Source organism: Streptomyces sp. NBC_00457 (genome assembly GCF_036014015.1).
In the GTDB taxonomy this organism is placed as follows: domain Bacteria; phylum Actinomycetota; class Actinomycetes; order Streptomycetales; family Streptomycetaceae; genus Streptomyces.
Genome location: NZ_CP107905.1, coordinates 2594521 through 2610717, shown reverse-complemented (window position 1 = coordinate 2610717; position 16197 = coordinate 2594521). Strand labels below are relative to the sequence as shown.

Below are 16197 nucleotides of genomic sequence, written 5' to 3'. Positions count from 1 at the left end.
ACCATGCCCACCAACGACGCTCCCATCGGCGCTCCCACCAAGGTCACCCAGGGCTCCCACACCAAGGGCGGCATCGGCGAGTCCACCCTCCGCCCGGACGGCACCCTCAAGGTCACCGGCGAGTTCGCGTACTCGTCCGACATGTGGCACGAGGACATGCTCTGGGGCCAGATCCTGCGCTCCACGGTCGCGCACGCCGAGATCGTGTCCATCGACACGGGCGAGGCCCTCGCCACGCCCGGCGTGTACGCCGTCATGACCTACGACGACCTGCCGACCGACGTCAAGAACTACGGCCTGGAGATCCAGGACACCCCGGTCCTCGCCCACGGCAAGGTCCGCCACCACGGCGAGCCCGTCGCGATCGTCGCCGCCGACCACCCGGAGACCGCGCGCCGCGCCGCCGCCAAGATCAAGGTGGAGTACCGGGAACTGCCGGTCATCACCGACGAGGCCTCCGCGACCGCGCCGGACGCGCTCCTCGTCCACGAGGGCCGCGACGACCACCACTTCGGCCATGTCCCGCACCCGAACATCGTGCACCGCCAGCCGATCGTACGAGGCGACGTCTCCGCGGCCCGGGAGCGTGCCGACGTCGTCGTCGAGGGCGAGTACACCTTCGGCATGCAGGACCAGGCCTTCCTCGGCCCCGAGTCGGGCCTCGCGGTCCCGGACGAGGACGGCGGCGTCCACCTCTACATCGCCACCCAGTGGCTGCACAGCGACCTGCGGCAGATCGCCCCGGTCCTCGGCCTGCCCGAGAGCAAGGTCCGTATGACGCTGTCCGGCGTCGGTGGCGCGTTCGGCGGCCGTGAGGACCTGTCGATGCAGATCCACGCCTGTCTGCTCGCCCTGCGCACCGGCAAGCCCGTCAAGATCGTCTACAACCGCTTCGAGTCCTTCTTCGGACACGTCCACCGCCACCCCGCGAAGCTGTACTACGAGCACGGCGCCACGAAGGACGGCAGGCTCACCCATCTGAAGTGCCGGATCGTCCTGGACGGCGGCGCCTACGCGTCGGCCTCCCCGGCGGTCGTCGGCAACGCCGCGTCGCTGAGCGTCGGCCCGTACGTGGTCGACGACGTGGACATCGAGGCGATCGCCCTCTACACCAACAACCCGCCCTGCGGCGCCATGCGCGGCTTCGGCGCGGTCCAGGCGTGCTTCGCCTACGAGGCGCAGATGGACAAGCTGGCCGCCAAGCTCGGCATGGACCCGGTGGAGTTCCGCCGGCTCAACGCCATGGAGCAGGGCACGATCATGCCGACCGGCCAGCCGGTCGACTCCCCGGCCCCGGTCGCCGAACTCCTGCGCCGCGTCAAGGCGATTCCGATGCCGCCGGAGCGCCAGTGGGAGAGCAGCGAGGGCGCGGACGTACGGCAGCTGCCCGGCGGTCTGTCCAACACCACGCACGGTGAAGGCGTCGTACGCGGTGTCGGCTACGCCGTCGGCATCAAGAACGTCGGCTTCTCCGAGGGCTTCGACGACTACTCGACTGCCCGCGTCCGCATGGAGGTTGTCGGCGGCGAGCCCGTCGCCACCGTGCACACCGCGATGGCGGAGGTCGGCCAGGGCGGCGTCACCGTCCACGCGCAGATCGCCCGCACCGAGCTGGGCGTCACGCAGGTGACCATCCGTCCGGCGGACACGCAGGTCGGCTCGGCGGGTTCGACGTCGGCCTCGCGCCAGACGTATGTCACGGGCGGCGCGGTGAAGAACGCGTGCGAGCTGGTCCGGGAGCGGGTGCTGGAGATCGGCCGCCGCAAGTTCGGTACGTACCACCCGGCTTGGGCGACCGCCGAGCTGCTCCTGGAGGGCGGCAAGGTCGTCACCGACGGCGGCGAGGTACTGGCCGACCTGGTGGACGTCCTCGAAGACGAGGCCGTCGAGGTCGAGGAGGAGTGGCGGCACCGGCCCACCGAGGCCTTCGACCTGCGCACCGGCCAGGGCAACGGCCACGTCCAGTACAGCTTCGCCGCGCACCGCGCCGTCGTCGAGGTCGACACCGAGCTGGGCCTGGTCAAGGTCATCGAGCTGGCCTGCGCCCAGGACGTCGGCAAGGCCCTCAACCCGCTGTCCGTCATCGGCCAGATCCAGGGCGGCACGGTACAGGGCCTGGGCGTCGCGGTGATGGAAGAGATCATCGTCGACCCCAAGACGGCCAAGGTCAGGAACCCCTCCTTCACGGACTACCTGATCCCCACCATCCTCGACACCCCGACCATCCCGGTCGACGTCCTCGAACTCGCCGACGACCACGCCCCCTACGGCCTCCGCGGCGTCGGCGAAGCCCCAACCCTCTCCTCAACTCCAGCCGTCCTCGCGGCAATCCGCAACGCGACGGGCCTGGAGCTGAACAGAACGCCGGTACGCCCGGAACACCTGACGGGCACGGCGTAAGCGGCAACGTCGCCACGTCCGCCGCCGCATGCGGCAACGTCGTAACGCCGCTGCCGTCGCGGGCAGTCGTGCCGCAGGGCGGCACGGGTGGGCGCGACGGCACCCCGACGCCGGGCAACAGCTCACCCACGCCCACCCCGACGCCGGTCAAGTCCAGTACCACGCACACGCATCGTTCGATCTCGGGCCGTCCCCCGGGTCGTGCGGCCGAAGCACCTTCCCAAATCCCGTAGCCGCCACCCCGGCGGTTCCCCATACGGGTGTCCCTATGAACCTTGGGAGCAGGCCCACATGACCCAGCAGTCACTTGAGCCGAGGACCGCAGCCGAAGACGCGGGCGAAGGCACCCGCATCCCGGCCGGCAGGTCCTGGCTCGACCGGTACTTCCACATATCCCGGCGAGGATCCACCGTCGCACGAGAGGTCCGCGGCGGCGTCACCACCTTCATGGCGATGGCGTACATCCTCCTCCTCAACCCCCTGATCCTGTCCGGCAAGGACGCCGCAGGGGACACGCTCGCCCAGAAGGCCCTGATCACCGCGACCGCGTTCGCCGCGGCCCTCACCACGCTGCTGATGGGCTTCTTCGGCAAGGTGCCGCTCGCCCTCGCCGCCGGCCTCTCCGTCTCCGGCGTCCTCGCCTCACAGGTCGCCCCGCAGATGACCTGGCCGCAGGCGATGGGCATGTGCGTGATGTACGGCGTGGTCATCATGCTGCTGGTCGTCACCGGCCTCCGCGAGATGATCATGAACGCGATCCCGCTGGCGCTGAAGCACGCGATCACCATGGGCATCGGCCTGTTCGTCGCCCTGATCGGCTTCTTCAAGGCCGGGTTCGTGCACCAGGGCGAGGGGACCCCGGTCACCCTCGGTCCGGCCGGCGAACTGGCGGGCTGGCCCGTCCTGCTCTTCGCGGTCACCCTCCTCGCGATCTTCATGCTCCAGGCGCGCGGCATCCCCGGCGCGATCCTGATCGGCATCGTCGGCGGCACCGTCCTCGCGGTCGTCCTCAACGCCCTCGACGTCATCGACCCCAAGCAGTGGGCGAGCGGCGCACCCGAACTGCACGGCAGCGCGGTCTCCATGCCCGACTTCTCGATCTTCGGCCATGTCGAGTTCGGCGGGTGGGGGCAGGTCGGCGCGATGACGGTCGGCATGATCGTGTTCACGCTCGTGCTCGCCGGGTTCTTCGACGCGATGGCGACGATCATCGGCGTCGGCACCGAGGCCAAGCTGGCCGACGACAAGGGCCGGATGCCGGGTCTGTCCAAGGCGCTGTTCATCGACGGCGCGGGCGGCGCGATAGGCGGCGTCTCCGGTGCCTCGGGTCAGACCGTGTTCGTCGAGTCGGCGACAGGCGTCGGCGAGGGAGCCCGTACGGGCCTGTCCTCGGTCGTCACCGGCCTGTTCTTCGCGGCCTGCCTCTTCTTCACCCCGCTCACGGCGATCGTGCCGGGCGAGGTGGCTGCCGCGGCCCTCGTGGTGATCGGCGCCATGATGATGATGAACGCGCGGCATGTGGACTGGGCGGACCGGGCCACCGCGATCCCGGTCTTCCTGACCGTCGTCATCATGCCGTTCACGTACTCGATCACGGCGGGTGTCGCCGCCGGCGTCATCTCGTACGTCGCCATCAAGATCGCTCAGAGCAAGGCACGGGAGATCGGGGCATTCATGTGGGCCCTCACAGGCATCTTCCTGGTCTTCTTCGCCCTCAATCCCATTGAGACCTGGATGGGCGTGCACTAGGCACGTCCGCCGGTAGCCCGTGGTGAATGCCCCTCCACAACCGCTGTAAGGAGACCGAGAGATGCTGGACATCGCCGAAGAGCTGCACCGGTGGGTCGAGCAGGGACGCGACTTCGCCGTGGCCACCGTCGTGGCCGTCGGCGGCAGCGCGCCCCGCCAGCCCGGCGCCGCCCTCGCGGTGGACGCCGACGGCACGGCGATCGGCTCGGTCTCCGGCGGCTGTGTGGAGGGCGCGGTGTACGAGCTGTGTCAGCAGGCGCTCCAGGACGGGGAGTCGGTCCTGGAACGCTTCGGCTACAGCGACGAGGACGCCTTCGCCGTAGGCCTGACCTGCGGCGGCATCATCGACATCCTCGTCACCCCGGTCCGGGCGGGCGACCCCGTCCGCCCGGTGCTCGCGTCCGCGCTCTCCGCCGCCGCGCGCGGGGAGGCGGCTGCGGTGGCCCGGATGGTCTCCGGCCCGCCGGAGCTGATGGGCCGGGCCCTGCTGATCCGCCCCGAGGGCCCGTACGACGGTGGCTTCGGCGCCCACCCCGAACTGGACCGCACGGTCGCCGAGGAGGCCCGCGCCTTCCTGGACGCGGGCCGCACCGGCACCCTGGAGATCGGCGAACAGGGTTCGCGCTGCGGAGCCCCGCTCACCATCCTCGTAGAGTCCTCGGTCCCGCCGCCCAGGATGATCGTCTTCGGCGCGATCGACTTCGCGTCGGCGCTGGTCCGCATCGGCAAGTTCCTGGGCTACCACGTGACGGTGTGCGACGCCCGCCCCGTCTTCGCCACGCGGACCCGCTTTCCCGAGGCCGACGAGATCGTCGTCGAGTGGCCGCACACGTACCTGGAGGGCACGCAGGTCGACGGCCGTACGGTCCTGTGCGTCCTGACCCACGACGCCAAGTTCGACGTACCCCTGCTGAAGCTCGCGCTCCGGCTCCCGGTCGCCTACGTCGGCGCGATGGGCTCCCGCCGCACCCACCTCGACCGCAATGAACGCCTCCGCGAAGTCGGCGTGACCGAGCTGGAGTTGGCCCGGCTCCGCTCCCCGATCGGCCTCGATCTCGGCGCCCGTACCCCTGAGGAGACGGCCCTGTCGATCGCCTCCGAGATCGTCGCGGCCCGCCGCGGCGGCAGCGGCGTCTCCCTCGCCGGCGCCCACACGCCGATCCACCACGACGTGACGTCGGCGGCGGAGCCGACGGGGCGGATCGGGTCGGTAGCCTGACCGCATGCCCGTCATCGACGCCTGGATGCAGCACCCCACACTCCGGCACTCTAACCACGAGATGTTCGAGTCCCTGCGCCGCTGGACGGGCATGGAGCGGCTCGAGGAGCCACTGCCCGTCAAGGCGACGGTGGCCGCGCTGGCCGCCGCCGATGTCGAGATCGGCCTGTCCGCGGCCTGGTACGGCCCGCAGGGGCCGCTGATCAGCAACGACGAGGTGGCCGAGTTCGTCGACCGGTCGGACGGCAGACTGCGCGGAGTGGCCGGCGCCGACCTCACCCGCCCGGTCCCGGCGGTACGCGAACTGCGCCGAGCCGTGACGGAACTCGGCTTCGTCGCCCTGCGGATCGTCCCCTGGCTCTGGCAACTCCCGCCCACCGACCGGCTGTACTACCCGCTCTACGCCGCCTGCGTCGACCTCGGCATCCCCTTCTGTACCCAGGTCGGCCACACCGGCCCGCTGCGCCCCTCCGAGACGGGCCGCCCCATTCCGTACGTCGACCAGGTCGCCCTCGACTTCCCCGAACTGACCATCGTGTGCGGGCACATCGGCTATCCCTGGACCACGGAAATGATCGCGGTCGCCGACAAACACGCCAACGTCTACATCGACACCAGCGCCTACACCGCCCACCGCTACCCGCCCGAACTGGTCGCCTACCTGCGCGGCCGGGGCCGCGGGAAGGTCCTGTTCGGCTCCAACTACCCGATGATCATGCCGAGTCGGGCACTGGAACACCTTCCCGAACTGGGCTTGGACGATGAGACCACGGAACTGTTCCTGTCCGGCAACGCGCGACGGGCCTTCAGTCTCTGAGACTGCGCGCGGGGGCCGCAGGGCCGCAGGGGCCCTTTCACGGCCGCCTGAGCAACCGATTCACCGCCCGCCCGAACACATACCGCGCCGCCCGCTCCACCACCGGATCGAAGACCCCGGGCAGCGGCCGCACCCCCAGTTCCTCGCGCCAGACGACCCGCGCCCGGCCCCCCGGCCCCAGTCGCACTTCGAGCTCCGCCCAGCCGGTGATCACACGGCCCCGCTTCTCCAGTCGGCACAGACCCGGTGTCTCGTCGCCCGGTGGGTGCCACACGGTGACCTCCATGCGGTCGTCGAAGGCGAGGGGGCCGAGCCCGGAGCGGGCGACGAACACCGTGCCCTCCCCCGTGGGGGGTGGGGTGACGACGGTGACCCGGGTCAGCGGGACGACCTCGCCATGGCGGGGCCACTCGGTGAGCCGGCGCCAGGCCTCGGGGAGGGGGAGGGGCGCGGTGCGTTCGAGGAGGAAGTCGACCACGCAATGATCGTAGGGAAGTCCGGTGCGGAATCGCGCCCCGTAAGGGGCGCGGGGCTGTATCGATTTGCGGCTCCGCCGCGTGGGCGCGACCAGCCCCCCCACCGGCCCGCAGACTTATTACCGTTCTTCCAGCGGAGCGCTTAGCATGCCCGCATAGGCGGGCAATCCGCCCGCCATCAGGGGGAGTTGTTCGTCATGCCACTGAAGGCCTATGGCGTACTGATCACACGTGCGGTCGACACCCGGCGCGAGGGCGCCGACGACACGCCGCACTACCAGATCCATCTCACGGACGACGCGGGCACGAACTACCGCGCCGCGGTCAACGTCCTGTCGCAGGAGCGGCCCAGCGAGCTGCTGTACCTCGTCGACGAGGACTTCCGGCACCCCGTCACGGACCGGCTGGAAGGCCTCACCAGCGGCTGGAACACCCTGCCGGCCGGACCCGGCGGCCCGAACCTCGACTTCGTCCGCGGCAACCTCTTCGACCCGGCGCGGATGCGCCCGCTGCCGCCGGACGCGGACGGTCCCGACAACGACCTCGCCGACGTCCTCGACCACTATGTGCGGCGCGCGGTCGACGACCCGGAGGCCCGGCTGTACGTCTTCGGCGAGCGCTGGGGGCCCGAGAACGGCGCCCAGGACAAGGTCTTCGGCTTCCGGCCCGGCAACGGCGTCCACGACATCCACATGAACCAGGGCAACAGCCGCCGCTTCCGGGGCGACGACGGGGTGTGGCAGGACGGCGGCATTCTGCTCCACTTCCCCGGACAGTCGCGCTGGGTCGGGATCTTCCTCGCCTTCCAGAGCCAGTCCTGGCACACCGACGACATCACCGGCCACGCGCTGGAAGGCGCCGACGGTACGCGCCCCGAGCCCGGCGGCCAGCGGGTGCGGGTCGTCGCCGCGCTGGTCAACCCCAAGGGCCCGGCGCCCGAGGCGGAGACGGTGACGGTGCTCAACGCCTCGCCGGACCGTGTCGACCTCACCGGCTGGCGCATCACCGACCGCCTGGGACACGGCTCCCCTGTACCGTCCGGCCCGCTGGCCCCCGGCGCTTTCCTGTCCGTGCCCCTCACGGCGGACGGCGCCCGACTCGGCAACAACGGTGGCGAGATCAACCTCCTCGACGCGGGCGGCCTGAAGGTGCACGGCGTTTCGTACACCGGGCAGCAGGGGGGACGTGAGGGCTGGACCGTGGTGTTCTGACGACCCGACGACGTGTCGCCACCGGAGGGCGCCTCATGGACCTTCACCTGCACGGCAGACTCGACGAGTTGCAGCGCGATCCCTACGCGCATTACGCGCGCGCCCGGCACACCGACGGCCTCGTGCACCTCGCCGAGCTGGACGCCTGGCTGGTGGCCCGGGACGCCGACGTACGAGAAGTCCTGCGCCGCCCCGAGGACTTCTCGTCGGCGAACGCGCTGCGGCCGGACGTGCTGCCATCGCCCGCCGCGCTCGCCGTCCTCGGCGGCGGGTTCGGCGGGCGGCCCGTCGTCGTCACCGCCGACGGGGAGCTGCACCAGCGGCTGCGCGCGCCGATCGTCCGCGGCCTGTCACCGGCGCGCGTCGCCGCCGTGCTGCCGTACGCCGCCGAGCGCGCAGCCGCTCTCGTCGACGCGTTCGCCGGGGACGGGGAGGCCGAGCTGATGTCGGCCTACGCGATGCGGCTCCCCGGCGAGGTGATCGGCAGGATCGTCGGCCTCGACCCGGCCGACGTACCCGCCGTCGTACACGGCGGGTACCGGGCCGAGGAACTGCTCTTCCGTCCACTGGGGGAGGACGACCAGGTCGCCGTCGCCGAGGACGTCGTCACCATGCAGCGCGTCCTCGACGGCTACGTGCGCGAGCGGCACGCGCACCCCCGCGAGGACCTCTGCACCGACCTCATCGCCTCCGTCACCACCCCGGGCAAGGGCGAACTCACCCTGGAACAGCGGCACGAACTAGTCGCCCACCTCCAGAACCTGCTCCTCGCGGGCCACCTCACCACCACCGCACTGATCGGCACGACGGTCCTGCACCTGCTGCGCCACCGCGACCAGTGGGAGCTGCTGTGCGCCGAGCCCGACCGGATCCCGGCGGCGATCGAGGAGGCGGCACGCTACGACACCGCCCTGCAGGGATTCCGCCGCGTCACCACCCGCCCGGTCACCCTCGCGGGCACCGAACTCCCCGCCGGTGCCGCACTGTTCGTGGCCTTCGGCGGGGCGAACCGGGACGCGGTACGGCACCCGCGCCCCGACACCTTCGACATCACCCGCACACCCGACCGCCACCTCGCCTTCGGGTTCGGCGTGCACAGCTGCCCCGGCTCACAACTCGCCCGCGAACAACTCCACATCACCCTGCGGGAGTTGACCGGTCGCCTACCGGGCCTCCGCCTGGCCGAGGACCGCCCGGTCACCATGCGCCCCACGCTGATCCACCGGTCCCCGCAGACCCTGCGCCTTCACTGGCCGTAACGGCGGATGTGGCGCGGAGCGCCAAGCGCTCCGCGGGAAGTGTCGCGATGGGCCGTCGATCGTCCGCGGGACCGTTGTGGCTGGTCGCGCCCACGCGGCGGTAGCCGCAGATTCAACACAGCCCCGCGCCCCTTCGGGGCGCTGCCGAACCGCAGCCGACTTCACCAAGGCCGCTTAGCGTGACAGCGCACGATCGATGCGTTCGAGCGCCTCAGTCAACACCTTCCGGGGGCAGCCGACGTTGAGCCGGACGTATCCCTCTCCTCCGGGGCCGTAGACCCGGCCGTCGTAGAGATTGACAGCCGCACGGTCGACAAGGAACTGGTGCAGCCCGCCCACACGAGCGTCAAGCTCACGAGCCTCCAGCCAGACCAGGAACGACGCGTCCGGCGGCATCGGCGTGATCTCGGGCAGCCGCTCTTGGACGAACTCCTGCACGAAGGCCACGTTGCCCTTGAGATAGCCGGTCAGCCGGTCGAGCCACGGACCGCCCGTGGTGTAGGCGGTCTCCAAGGCGAGACGACCGAAGTAGTGTGCGTTGATCATGAACGATGCCCGCATGGCGTTCAGCAGTTCCGAGCGCAGGGACGGATCGCCAACCGAGAGTGTGGCCGTTGGCAGGCCGGCAAGGTTGAAGGTCTTCGTGGGGGCGGTGCAGATGAATGCGCGGCGGGCGGCGTCGCTGCTGATCGAGGCGTAGACCACGTGGGGCCGACTGTTCAGTCGGATGTCGCAGTGAATCTCGTCGGAAATCACCAGCAGGTCGTAGCGCGCACAGATGTCGTTCACGGCGAGCAACTCGTCGGCCGTCCAGCTCCGCCCCGAGGGATTGTGGGGGTTGCAGAGCAAGAGCACCTTCGCGCCGGATGCGGCCAGCTCGGCCAGGTGGTCGAGGTCGAACTCATAGCGGTTGTCAATGAGCCGTAGCCGGTTCACGAGCAGCCGCCGGTGGTTACCGGTAATGGCCTCGAAGTTCGGCGAGTAGACCGGTGATTGGACGATCACCCCGTCTCCAGGGGCGGTGAAGGTGCGCAGGATCGCTGCGACCGAGGACATGATCGCAGGGGCCGGGAGGAGCGTTTCCAGCGGTGGTGTCCAGCCGTGCCTGACGGTGAACCAGTTCTGCACGATCCGGAAGTGTTCCGGGTCTCGCAGGGTGTAGCCGTAGATACCGTGGTCCGCGGCGGCGCGCAGGCGGTCGATGACGGTCGTCGGTGCCCGGAAGTCCATGTCGGCCGTCCATAGCGACAGCAGATCCTCGCCCTGGACACGCGGTGAGAATTCGTCCCATTGGTTGGCCCATTTCGCCGACCCGAAACTGGCACGGTCGTACACCGTGTCGAAGTCGGGGTCGGCGCCGTACCCCGCGGTGGCGGGCCTGGCTTTCGTCGGTCTCGTGGTCATGCGAAAAACTTCTCCACTCCACGGGCGATTCGGCAGTGTGGGTGGTCGTGGCTGCGGGGCGGATCCGCGGCCACGACCGTCGGCCAGGTACGGGCTCAGCCGTTCTGGCCGATGCCGGCCTTGATGAGTTCCGGAACGATCTTCTTGGTCTCGTCGAACGAGATCAGTACGATGGCGTCCGGGTGCTGGGCCTTCACCTTCTCCACCTCGGCCGTGTAGTTGGCTGCGGTCGCGTCGTAGAGGACATAGGAGACGACTTTGCCGCCGGACTCCTCGTAGAAGGAGCGGACGTTCTTCGCCAGTGCCTCGCCGTAGGCGTCCTGTCGGGCGAGGACTGCGATATTGCTGTGACCGTCCTCGGTGATGGTCTGGGCCATCACCTGCCCCTGCAGGACGTCGGAGGGGGCCGTGCGGAAGTACATGCCGTGGTCGGGGTAGGTGTCGAATGCGGTCGAGGTGTTTCCGGCCGATATCTGGACGGCGCCGGCCCCGGTGATCTTGTCGATGACCGACAGCGACACCGACGAGGAAGCGGCGCCGATGATGACGTCGGCGCCACCGCGGAGCAGTTTGTCGGTCTCGGACGGCGCGATGTTCGGCGACCCGTCACCGGAGTCGCCCTTCAGCTGCTTCACGCCCTTGCCGAGCACACCCCCGGCCTTGTTGATTTCGTCCACGGCCAGGTCCACGCCCGCGAATTGCGGGGCGCCGAGGAAGGAGCTGTCCCCTGTGGCAGGGAGCAGGGTGCCGAACGTCAGGACGCCGTCCCCCTTGGGGATGGGGCCGCTGACCTTCTGGTCGGCTCGGATGGTGGCCTGGTCCGGGGTGGTGCCGCTGACGTAGCGGACATTCTTGTAGTTGTTGTCCTGCCCGAATTGGTAGATGCCGACGGTCGCCGCGGACGGGCTTCCTGTCGAGTTCAACTGGATCGGGCCCGAGGCACCGTCGTAGTCGATGTCCGTTCCGTCAGCGAGCAGGCCGGCGCACTGCTTGAAGCTGGTGCATTTTGTCCCGTCCCTGGTGATACCGATCTCCTTCTCGGCGATCGCCTTGCCGGAGTCGTTCTTGGCGGCGATCGCAGCCAGGGCGGAGAGGATCGTGGCGTCGTAGGCCTCGGGAGCGTAGGTGAAGTCCTTCACCTTGCTGTTGATCTTGAGGATCCGCTGTCGGAACTCGTCGCCGATCTTGCCGCCGGGCAGGGTGGCGCGCACACCGTTGAGAGTGCCCGGCTCGAAATCACCGGAGTAGTCGGCGGTGTTGCCGTCCACGAAGTAGAGCTGGGTGCCCGCCTTGGCCGACGGCTCGTTGCCGGCTTGGGAGGGGCTGTCGTTGGAGCCGCAAGCGGCGGTTGCCAGCGCGGCGGAGGCCGAAACGGCTATGCAGATGATGCGTCGCGGGAGCGACATGGGATCTCCAAGGGTGGGTGAGGACTGTTGCGCTCTTGGCGTGGTGCATGACCGTGCCGTGGCGGGGGTCAGGAAGGTGTGCCTTCTGCCTGGGCGGCCTTGGCCAAGGTGCCGAGATACAGCTCGATCACCCGGGGGTCACGGGCCAGCGACTGTCCGGGCCCGGTGTAGGCGTTGCGTCCCTGGTCGAGGACGTACCCGCGGTCGCAGATCTGCAGGCAGCGGCGTGCGTTCTGCTCGACCATGACGACCGATACACCGGTGCGGTTGATGGCTCGGGTCTGGACGAACACCTCGTCCTGCATCACCGGGGAGAGGCCCGCTGAGGGTTCGTCGAGCAACAACACGGAGGGTTCCATCATCAGAGCCCGGCCCATGGCCACCATCTGCCGCTCACCGCCTGACAGTTGTCCGGCCCGCTGCCTGCGGCGCCGACCCAGCGCAGGAAACAGATCGGTCACGAACGCAAACCGGGGGGCGAACTTCTTGGGGGACTGATAGCACCCCATCTGCAGGTTTTCCTCGATGGTGAGCGAGGGGAAGATGTTGTTGGTTTGCGGTACGAAGCCGATGCCTTGGGATACCAGTGCGTCGGCGCGCTGGTTCGTGACCTCCTCGCCCCGCAGGCGAACCGTGCCGGTGGTGACCTTGACCAGCCCGAAGAGTGCTTTGAGCAGTGTCGACTTGCCGGCGCCGTTGGGTCCGATGATGCCGACCAGCTCGCCGGGCAGGCAGTACAGGTCGGCGCCGTTCAAGATGTTGACTCCGGGGAGGTACCCGGCGATCAGATCGTCGGCGCGAAGGATTGCGTCCTCGGCCGCCTGCAAGTGCCTTGTCCGAGAGGTGATCTGGGAGTCCGATGGGCCGTGATGGGCAGACGTCATCTCGGGACCTCCCGGTCGGCCCTCTGCTCGGCGTGGTCGTGTGTGTGCTCGACCTGGATGACGCTTTCGAGCTCGCTGATGTCGGTGTCGTGGTGAGCTCCGAGGTAGGCGTCGATGACGCGTTCGTCGGACATGATGGATGTGGGAGGTCCCTCGGCGATCACCTTGCCCTGGGCCATGACGACCACCCAGTCGGAGATCTCTCGCACCATGTCCATGTCGTGTTCGACGAACAGGACACTCATTCCCTGATCCCGCAGCGACTTCACATGCCCGAGCAGGGACTGCTTCAGCGCTGGGTTGACGCCGGCCATGGGTTCGTCGAGCATGACCAGCTTCGGTTCGACCATGAGTGCTCGCGCCATCTCGAGCAGCTTTCGCTGGCCGCCTGACAGGGATCCGGCGAAATCCTCCTCCTTGGCGTCGAGCTTGAACCGCTTGAGCAGGTCCCGGGCCCGGTCGGTGATGTCTCGTTCCTGCGCCCGCCACAGGGCGGGGAGTGCGGCGGCCCACAAGCGTTCGCCACGCTGCCCTGTGGCGCCCATCCGCATGTTCTCCAGCACTGTCAGTTTCGAGAGCACTCTGGTCAGCTGGAAGGTCCGGACCATGCCGAGGCGTGCCACTTTGTAGGCCGCCTTGCCTTTGAGCGGTGTCCCGTCGAAGGACCAGGAACCGGCGTCGGGTTGATCGAAGCCGGTGAGCAGGTTGAAGAACGTGGTTTTGCCCGCACCGTTGGGTCCGATCAAGGCGGTGATGATCCCACGTTGGATTTCGAGATGCTCCACGTCGACCGCGGTGAGGCCGCCGAAGGTGCGGCGGATTCCGTTCACGACCACAACGGGGTCGGGTTTGGCAGCGCCGGGCTCACGCGGCACCGACTGCAAGGCAGTGCCAGAGGTGAGGTGGTCAGTGGGGAAATTGTCAGTGGGCATCGAGCGCGATCTCCCTTCGATCACCGAAGATGCCTTGCGGCCGGTAGATCATCAGCAGCATCAGCACCAGTCCGACCAACATCAGCCGGATGGTTGACGCTTGGTCGGCGTTCATGAACCGCCCCACGACCGGGTAGCTCGCCAACTGCGTCAAGATCGATCCGAGGAACGACAGGACCGCCCAGAACATCACCGCGCCGACGATCGGACCAAGGATCCGAGCGGCGCCGCCGAGGATGAGCATGGTCAAGGCGATGAAGGTGAAGTCCAGGTTGAACGTGTCGGCCTGGACCGAAGCTGCCCCGAACGCGCCCACGAAGCCTCCGGCGCATCCGACCACTCCACCGAGGATGAGGGCCTGGATCTTGTAGCCGTAGACGTTCTTGCCCAGAGACCGCATCGCATCCTCGTCTTCACGGATGCCCCGGAGAACCCTTCCCCACGGTGACCGCATCAGGGCCCAGGTGAGCAGACTGATCATGATGACCAGACCCCAGCCGACCATGATGGTCCACAGCTCCTCCCGGCTGTAGGTGAGGAAGAAGCCGTCATAGTTCGGCAGCGGGTTGAGGCTTCGGAACCCGGCGGTAAAGCCGGTCACACCGTCCTTGCCGTGAAAGTACGTCCGGAACGACGTCCCGAACACAAGCCGTAGGATCTCTGCCGCCGCGATGGTGACGATCGCCAGGTAATCCGCCCGAAGACGCAGGGTGGGGATGCCCAATATCAACGCCAGCGCCACGGTGCAGGCGATCGCGAGCAGGATCGCGAGGACGGTGGGAATCCCGCTCGTGGCGATCGCCGCGCCCATGATGTAGCCGCCCACCGACAAGAAGGCGGCCTGACCGAAGTTGACCAGCCCGGCGTAGCCGAACTGAATGTTCAAACCGATCGCAGCCAGGCAGAACGAGACGGCCAGATAGCCGAAGCCGTCGTGCAGTGCCCCCGTGACGGCGCCGATGATGTCCATGTCCTCACCCGACCCTCTCGGCACGGCCGAGCAGGCCTTGTGGTCGGACGAGCAGGACCAGCACCAGCAGGACCATCGCGCCCGCGAACTTGAGTTCCGACGGGATGACCAAGGTTGAGGTCTCGACGAACAGCCCGATGATGACCGAGCCGATCATCGCGCCCCACACTGATCCCAGACCTCCGACACAGGTGGCGGCGAAGATCAACAGCAGTATCTGCGCTCCCAGTTGGTAGCTCACCGATTGGGAGAATCCCAAGAACGCCCCGCTCAGTCCCGCCAGCGCGGTGCCCACGATCCACACCGTGGCTATGACACGGCCGACGTTGATCCCCGTCGCGGCGGCCAGGGCCGGATTGTCCGACACCGCTCGTGTGGCGCGACCGAGCCGGGTGTACTGCAGAGCGAGAGTGACCGCGACGAGCGCAAGCCCACTGATGGAGATGATGACGACGTCTCGCATGGTGTAGGTGAACAGGCCGAAGGCGTCTCGGCCGGCGGGCGTGACGTATTCGCGGTAGGTCAGGGCGCGGCCACCTGTGAAGTACTGGTAGAAGTTCCGGAGAAAGAACTGCAGACCGATCGAGACGATCATCATGGCGATCAGTCCCGTTCCGCGGCGTCTGAGTGGACGCCACAAACCCTTTTCGTTCAGGTAGCCGAACAGGGCCGACAGCCCTACCGCCATCGCCACCGCCACGACGATGGGCAGCCCCACGACCCGGTTGCCGAGATAGGTGGCGAATGCCCCGAAGGTCACCAGCTCGCCGTGGGAGAAGTTTGACAGTCCCGTCGTGCCGAAGACCATGGACAGGCCAAGCGCCCCCAATGCCAGCACCAGGCCGAACTGCAGGCCGTTGTAGAGCAGTTGGGGGACCTGGTCCCACACTGTCGACACTTGACGGGTATCGGGACCGAGGGGGAAGTTCACGGTGATCGTGCTCAAGCTGCCCGTCGGCCGCAGGGTGTTCGACGCTCCGTCGCGGATCCGCACAGCATCGGGCAGCGTTTTGGTGTCCAGGATGACGGCCAAGGTGCCCGAGTCGCTGCCGGGCACAGTGATCGCGAACCGGCCCTGGTCGTTGCTGGCGCCTGTGTACGTCTTCCCCGTACTGGTCCGGACACTGATCTTCACCCCAGCGACCGGTGCATTGTCGTCGGCAGAGTTGCGCAACGTTCCCTGCACGGTCCGATCATCAGCCGCGTACGTCGGAGCGCCCACGGCCACGACGCCGAGCAGGGCGATCGCGAGCATGACCGCTCCCCGCAGTAGTGACAGGCGAGCAGGATCGCGGCGTACGCGCCAACGTGCACGGGGTGGTGTCATGGCCTCTCCGAATTCGCACGGCGGGAGATCTGATCGGCCTGCGGCGGGCGGGCGGGTGGGCCGGCAGGCAGCGACGACAGCGTGGGGAGAACTGATGACCAATACCCATGCGCTGCGGGCTGCGTCGGCCGTAGCGCGGATCT

The 16197-nt window shown here is 68.5% G+C and carries 13 protein-coding genes; 6 read left to right on the top strand and 7 right to left on the bottom strand.

Annotation, left to right across the window (positions count from 1 at the left end):
* Positions 1-3: 3 nt before the first annotated feature.
* The 4 genes from OG828_RS11965 (at position 4) to OG828_RS11950 (ending at position 6185) form a co-directional block, all read left to right on the top strand.
* The gene (locus OG828_RS11965; RefSeq protein WP_328501105.1) at positions 4-2400 is read left to right on the top strand and encodes a xanthine dehydrogenase family protein molybdopterin-binding subunit; all 2397 of its coding nucleotides are present in this window, start codon (positions 4-6) and stop codon (positions 2398-2400) included.
* A gap of 291 nt (positions 2401-2691) precedes the next feature.
* A complete protein-coding gene (locus tag OG828_RS11960) occupies positions 2692-4149 on the top strand; it encodes an NCS2 family permease (protein WP_328501104.1) in 1458 nt (485 codons plus the stop codon).
* 61 nt (positions 4150-4210) lie between these two features.
* The gene (locus OG828_RS11955) at positions 4211-5368 is read left to right on the top strand and encodes an XdhC family protein (protein WP_328501103.1); all 1158 of its coding nucleotides are present in this window, start codon (positions 4211-4213) and stop codon (positions 5366-5368) included.
* A 4-nt stretch (positions 5369-5372) separates the two neighbouring features.
* Positions 5373-6185: an amidohydrolase family protein gene (locus tag OG828_RS11950; protein WP_328501102.1), complete on the top strand. Its 813-nt coding sequence runs from the start codon at positions 5373-5375 to the stop codon at positions 6183-6185.
* A 37-nt stretch (positions 6186-6222) separates the two neighbouring features.
* Here OG828_RS11950 and OG828_RS11945 read toward each other — a convergent pair whose 3' ends face one another.
* Positions 6223-6663, bottom strand: a complete 441-nt coding sequence (locus tag OG828_RS11945; protein ID WP_328501101.1) for an SRPBCC family protein — start codon at positions 6661-6663, stop codon at positions 6223-6225.
* A gap of 195 nt (positions 6664-6858) precedes the next feature.
* On the opposite strand from OG828_RS11945, the gene OG828_RS11940 reads away from it, so the two are divergent.
* Both OG828_RS11940 and OG828_RS11935 read left to right on the top strand, forming a co-directional pair.
* Positions 6859-7872, top strand: a complete 1014-nt coding sequence (locus OG828_RS11940; RefSeq protein ID WP_328501100.1) for a DUF2278 family protein — start codon at positions 6859-6861, stop codon at positions 7870-7872.
* A gap of 35 nt (positions 7873-7907) precedes the next feature.
* On the top strand, positions 7908-9131 hold the full coding sequence (locus OG828_RS11935) for a cytochrome P450 (protein WP_328501099.1): 1224 nt from the start codon (positions 7908-7910) through the stop codon (positions 9129-9131).
* 174 nt (positions 9132-9305) lie between these two features.
* On the opposite strand, the gene OG828_RS11930 is transcribed toward OG828_RS11935, so the two are convergent.
* The 6 genes from OG828_RS11930 to OG828_RS11905 form a co-directional block, all read right to left on the bottom strand.
* Positions 9306-10535 carry a MalY/PatB family protein gene (locus tag OG828_RS11930; protein ID WP_328501098.1) on the bottom strand — a complete coding sequence of 410 codons (1230 nt, stop codon included), beginning with the start codon at positions 10533-10535 and terminating at the stop codon, positions 9306-9308.
* 95 nt (positions 10536-10630) lie between these two features.
* Positions 10631-11941, bottom strand: a complete 1311-nt coding sequence (locus OG828_RS11925; protein ID WP_328501097.1) for an ABC transporter substrate-binding protein — start codon at positions 11939-11941, stop codon at positions 10631-10633.
* Positions 11942-12009: 68 nt separating this feature from the next.
* Positions 12010-12768, bottom strand: coding sequence for an ABC transporter ATP-binding protein (locus OG828_RS11920; protein ID WP_328354051.1), 759 nt, complete (start codon positions 12766-12768; stop codon positions 12010-12012).
* Positions 12769-12821: 53 nt separating this feature from the next.
* Positions 12822-13781 (bottom strand): ABC transporter ATP-binding protein, encoded by a 960-nt coding sequence (locus OG828_RS11915; RefSeq protein WP_328437846.1) that lies wholly within the window; start codon positions 13779-13781, stop codon positions 12822-12824.
* On the bottom strand, positions 13747-14727 hold the full coding sequence (locus tag OG828_RS11910) for a branched-chain amino acid ABC transporter permease (RefSeq protein WP_328437845.1): 981 nt from the start codon (positions 14725-14727) through the stop codon (positions 13747-13749). The genes OG828_RS11915 and OG828_RS11910 overlap by 35 nt, the downstream gene beginning before the upstream one ends.
* 4 nt (positions 14728-14731) lie before the next feature.
* Positions 14732-15982, bottom strand: coding sequence for a branched-chain amino acid ABC transporter permease (locus OG828_RS11905; protein WP_328501096.1), 1251 nt, complete (start codon positions 15980-15982; stop codon positions 14732-14734).
* Between the last annotated feature and the right edge of the window lie 215 nt (positions 15983-16197).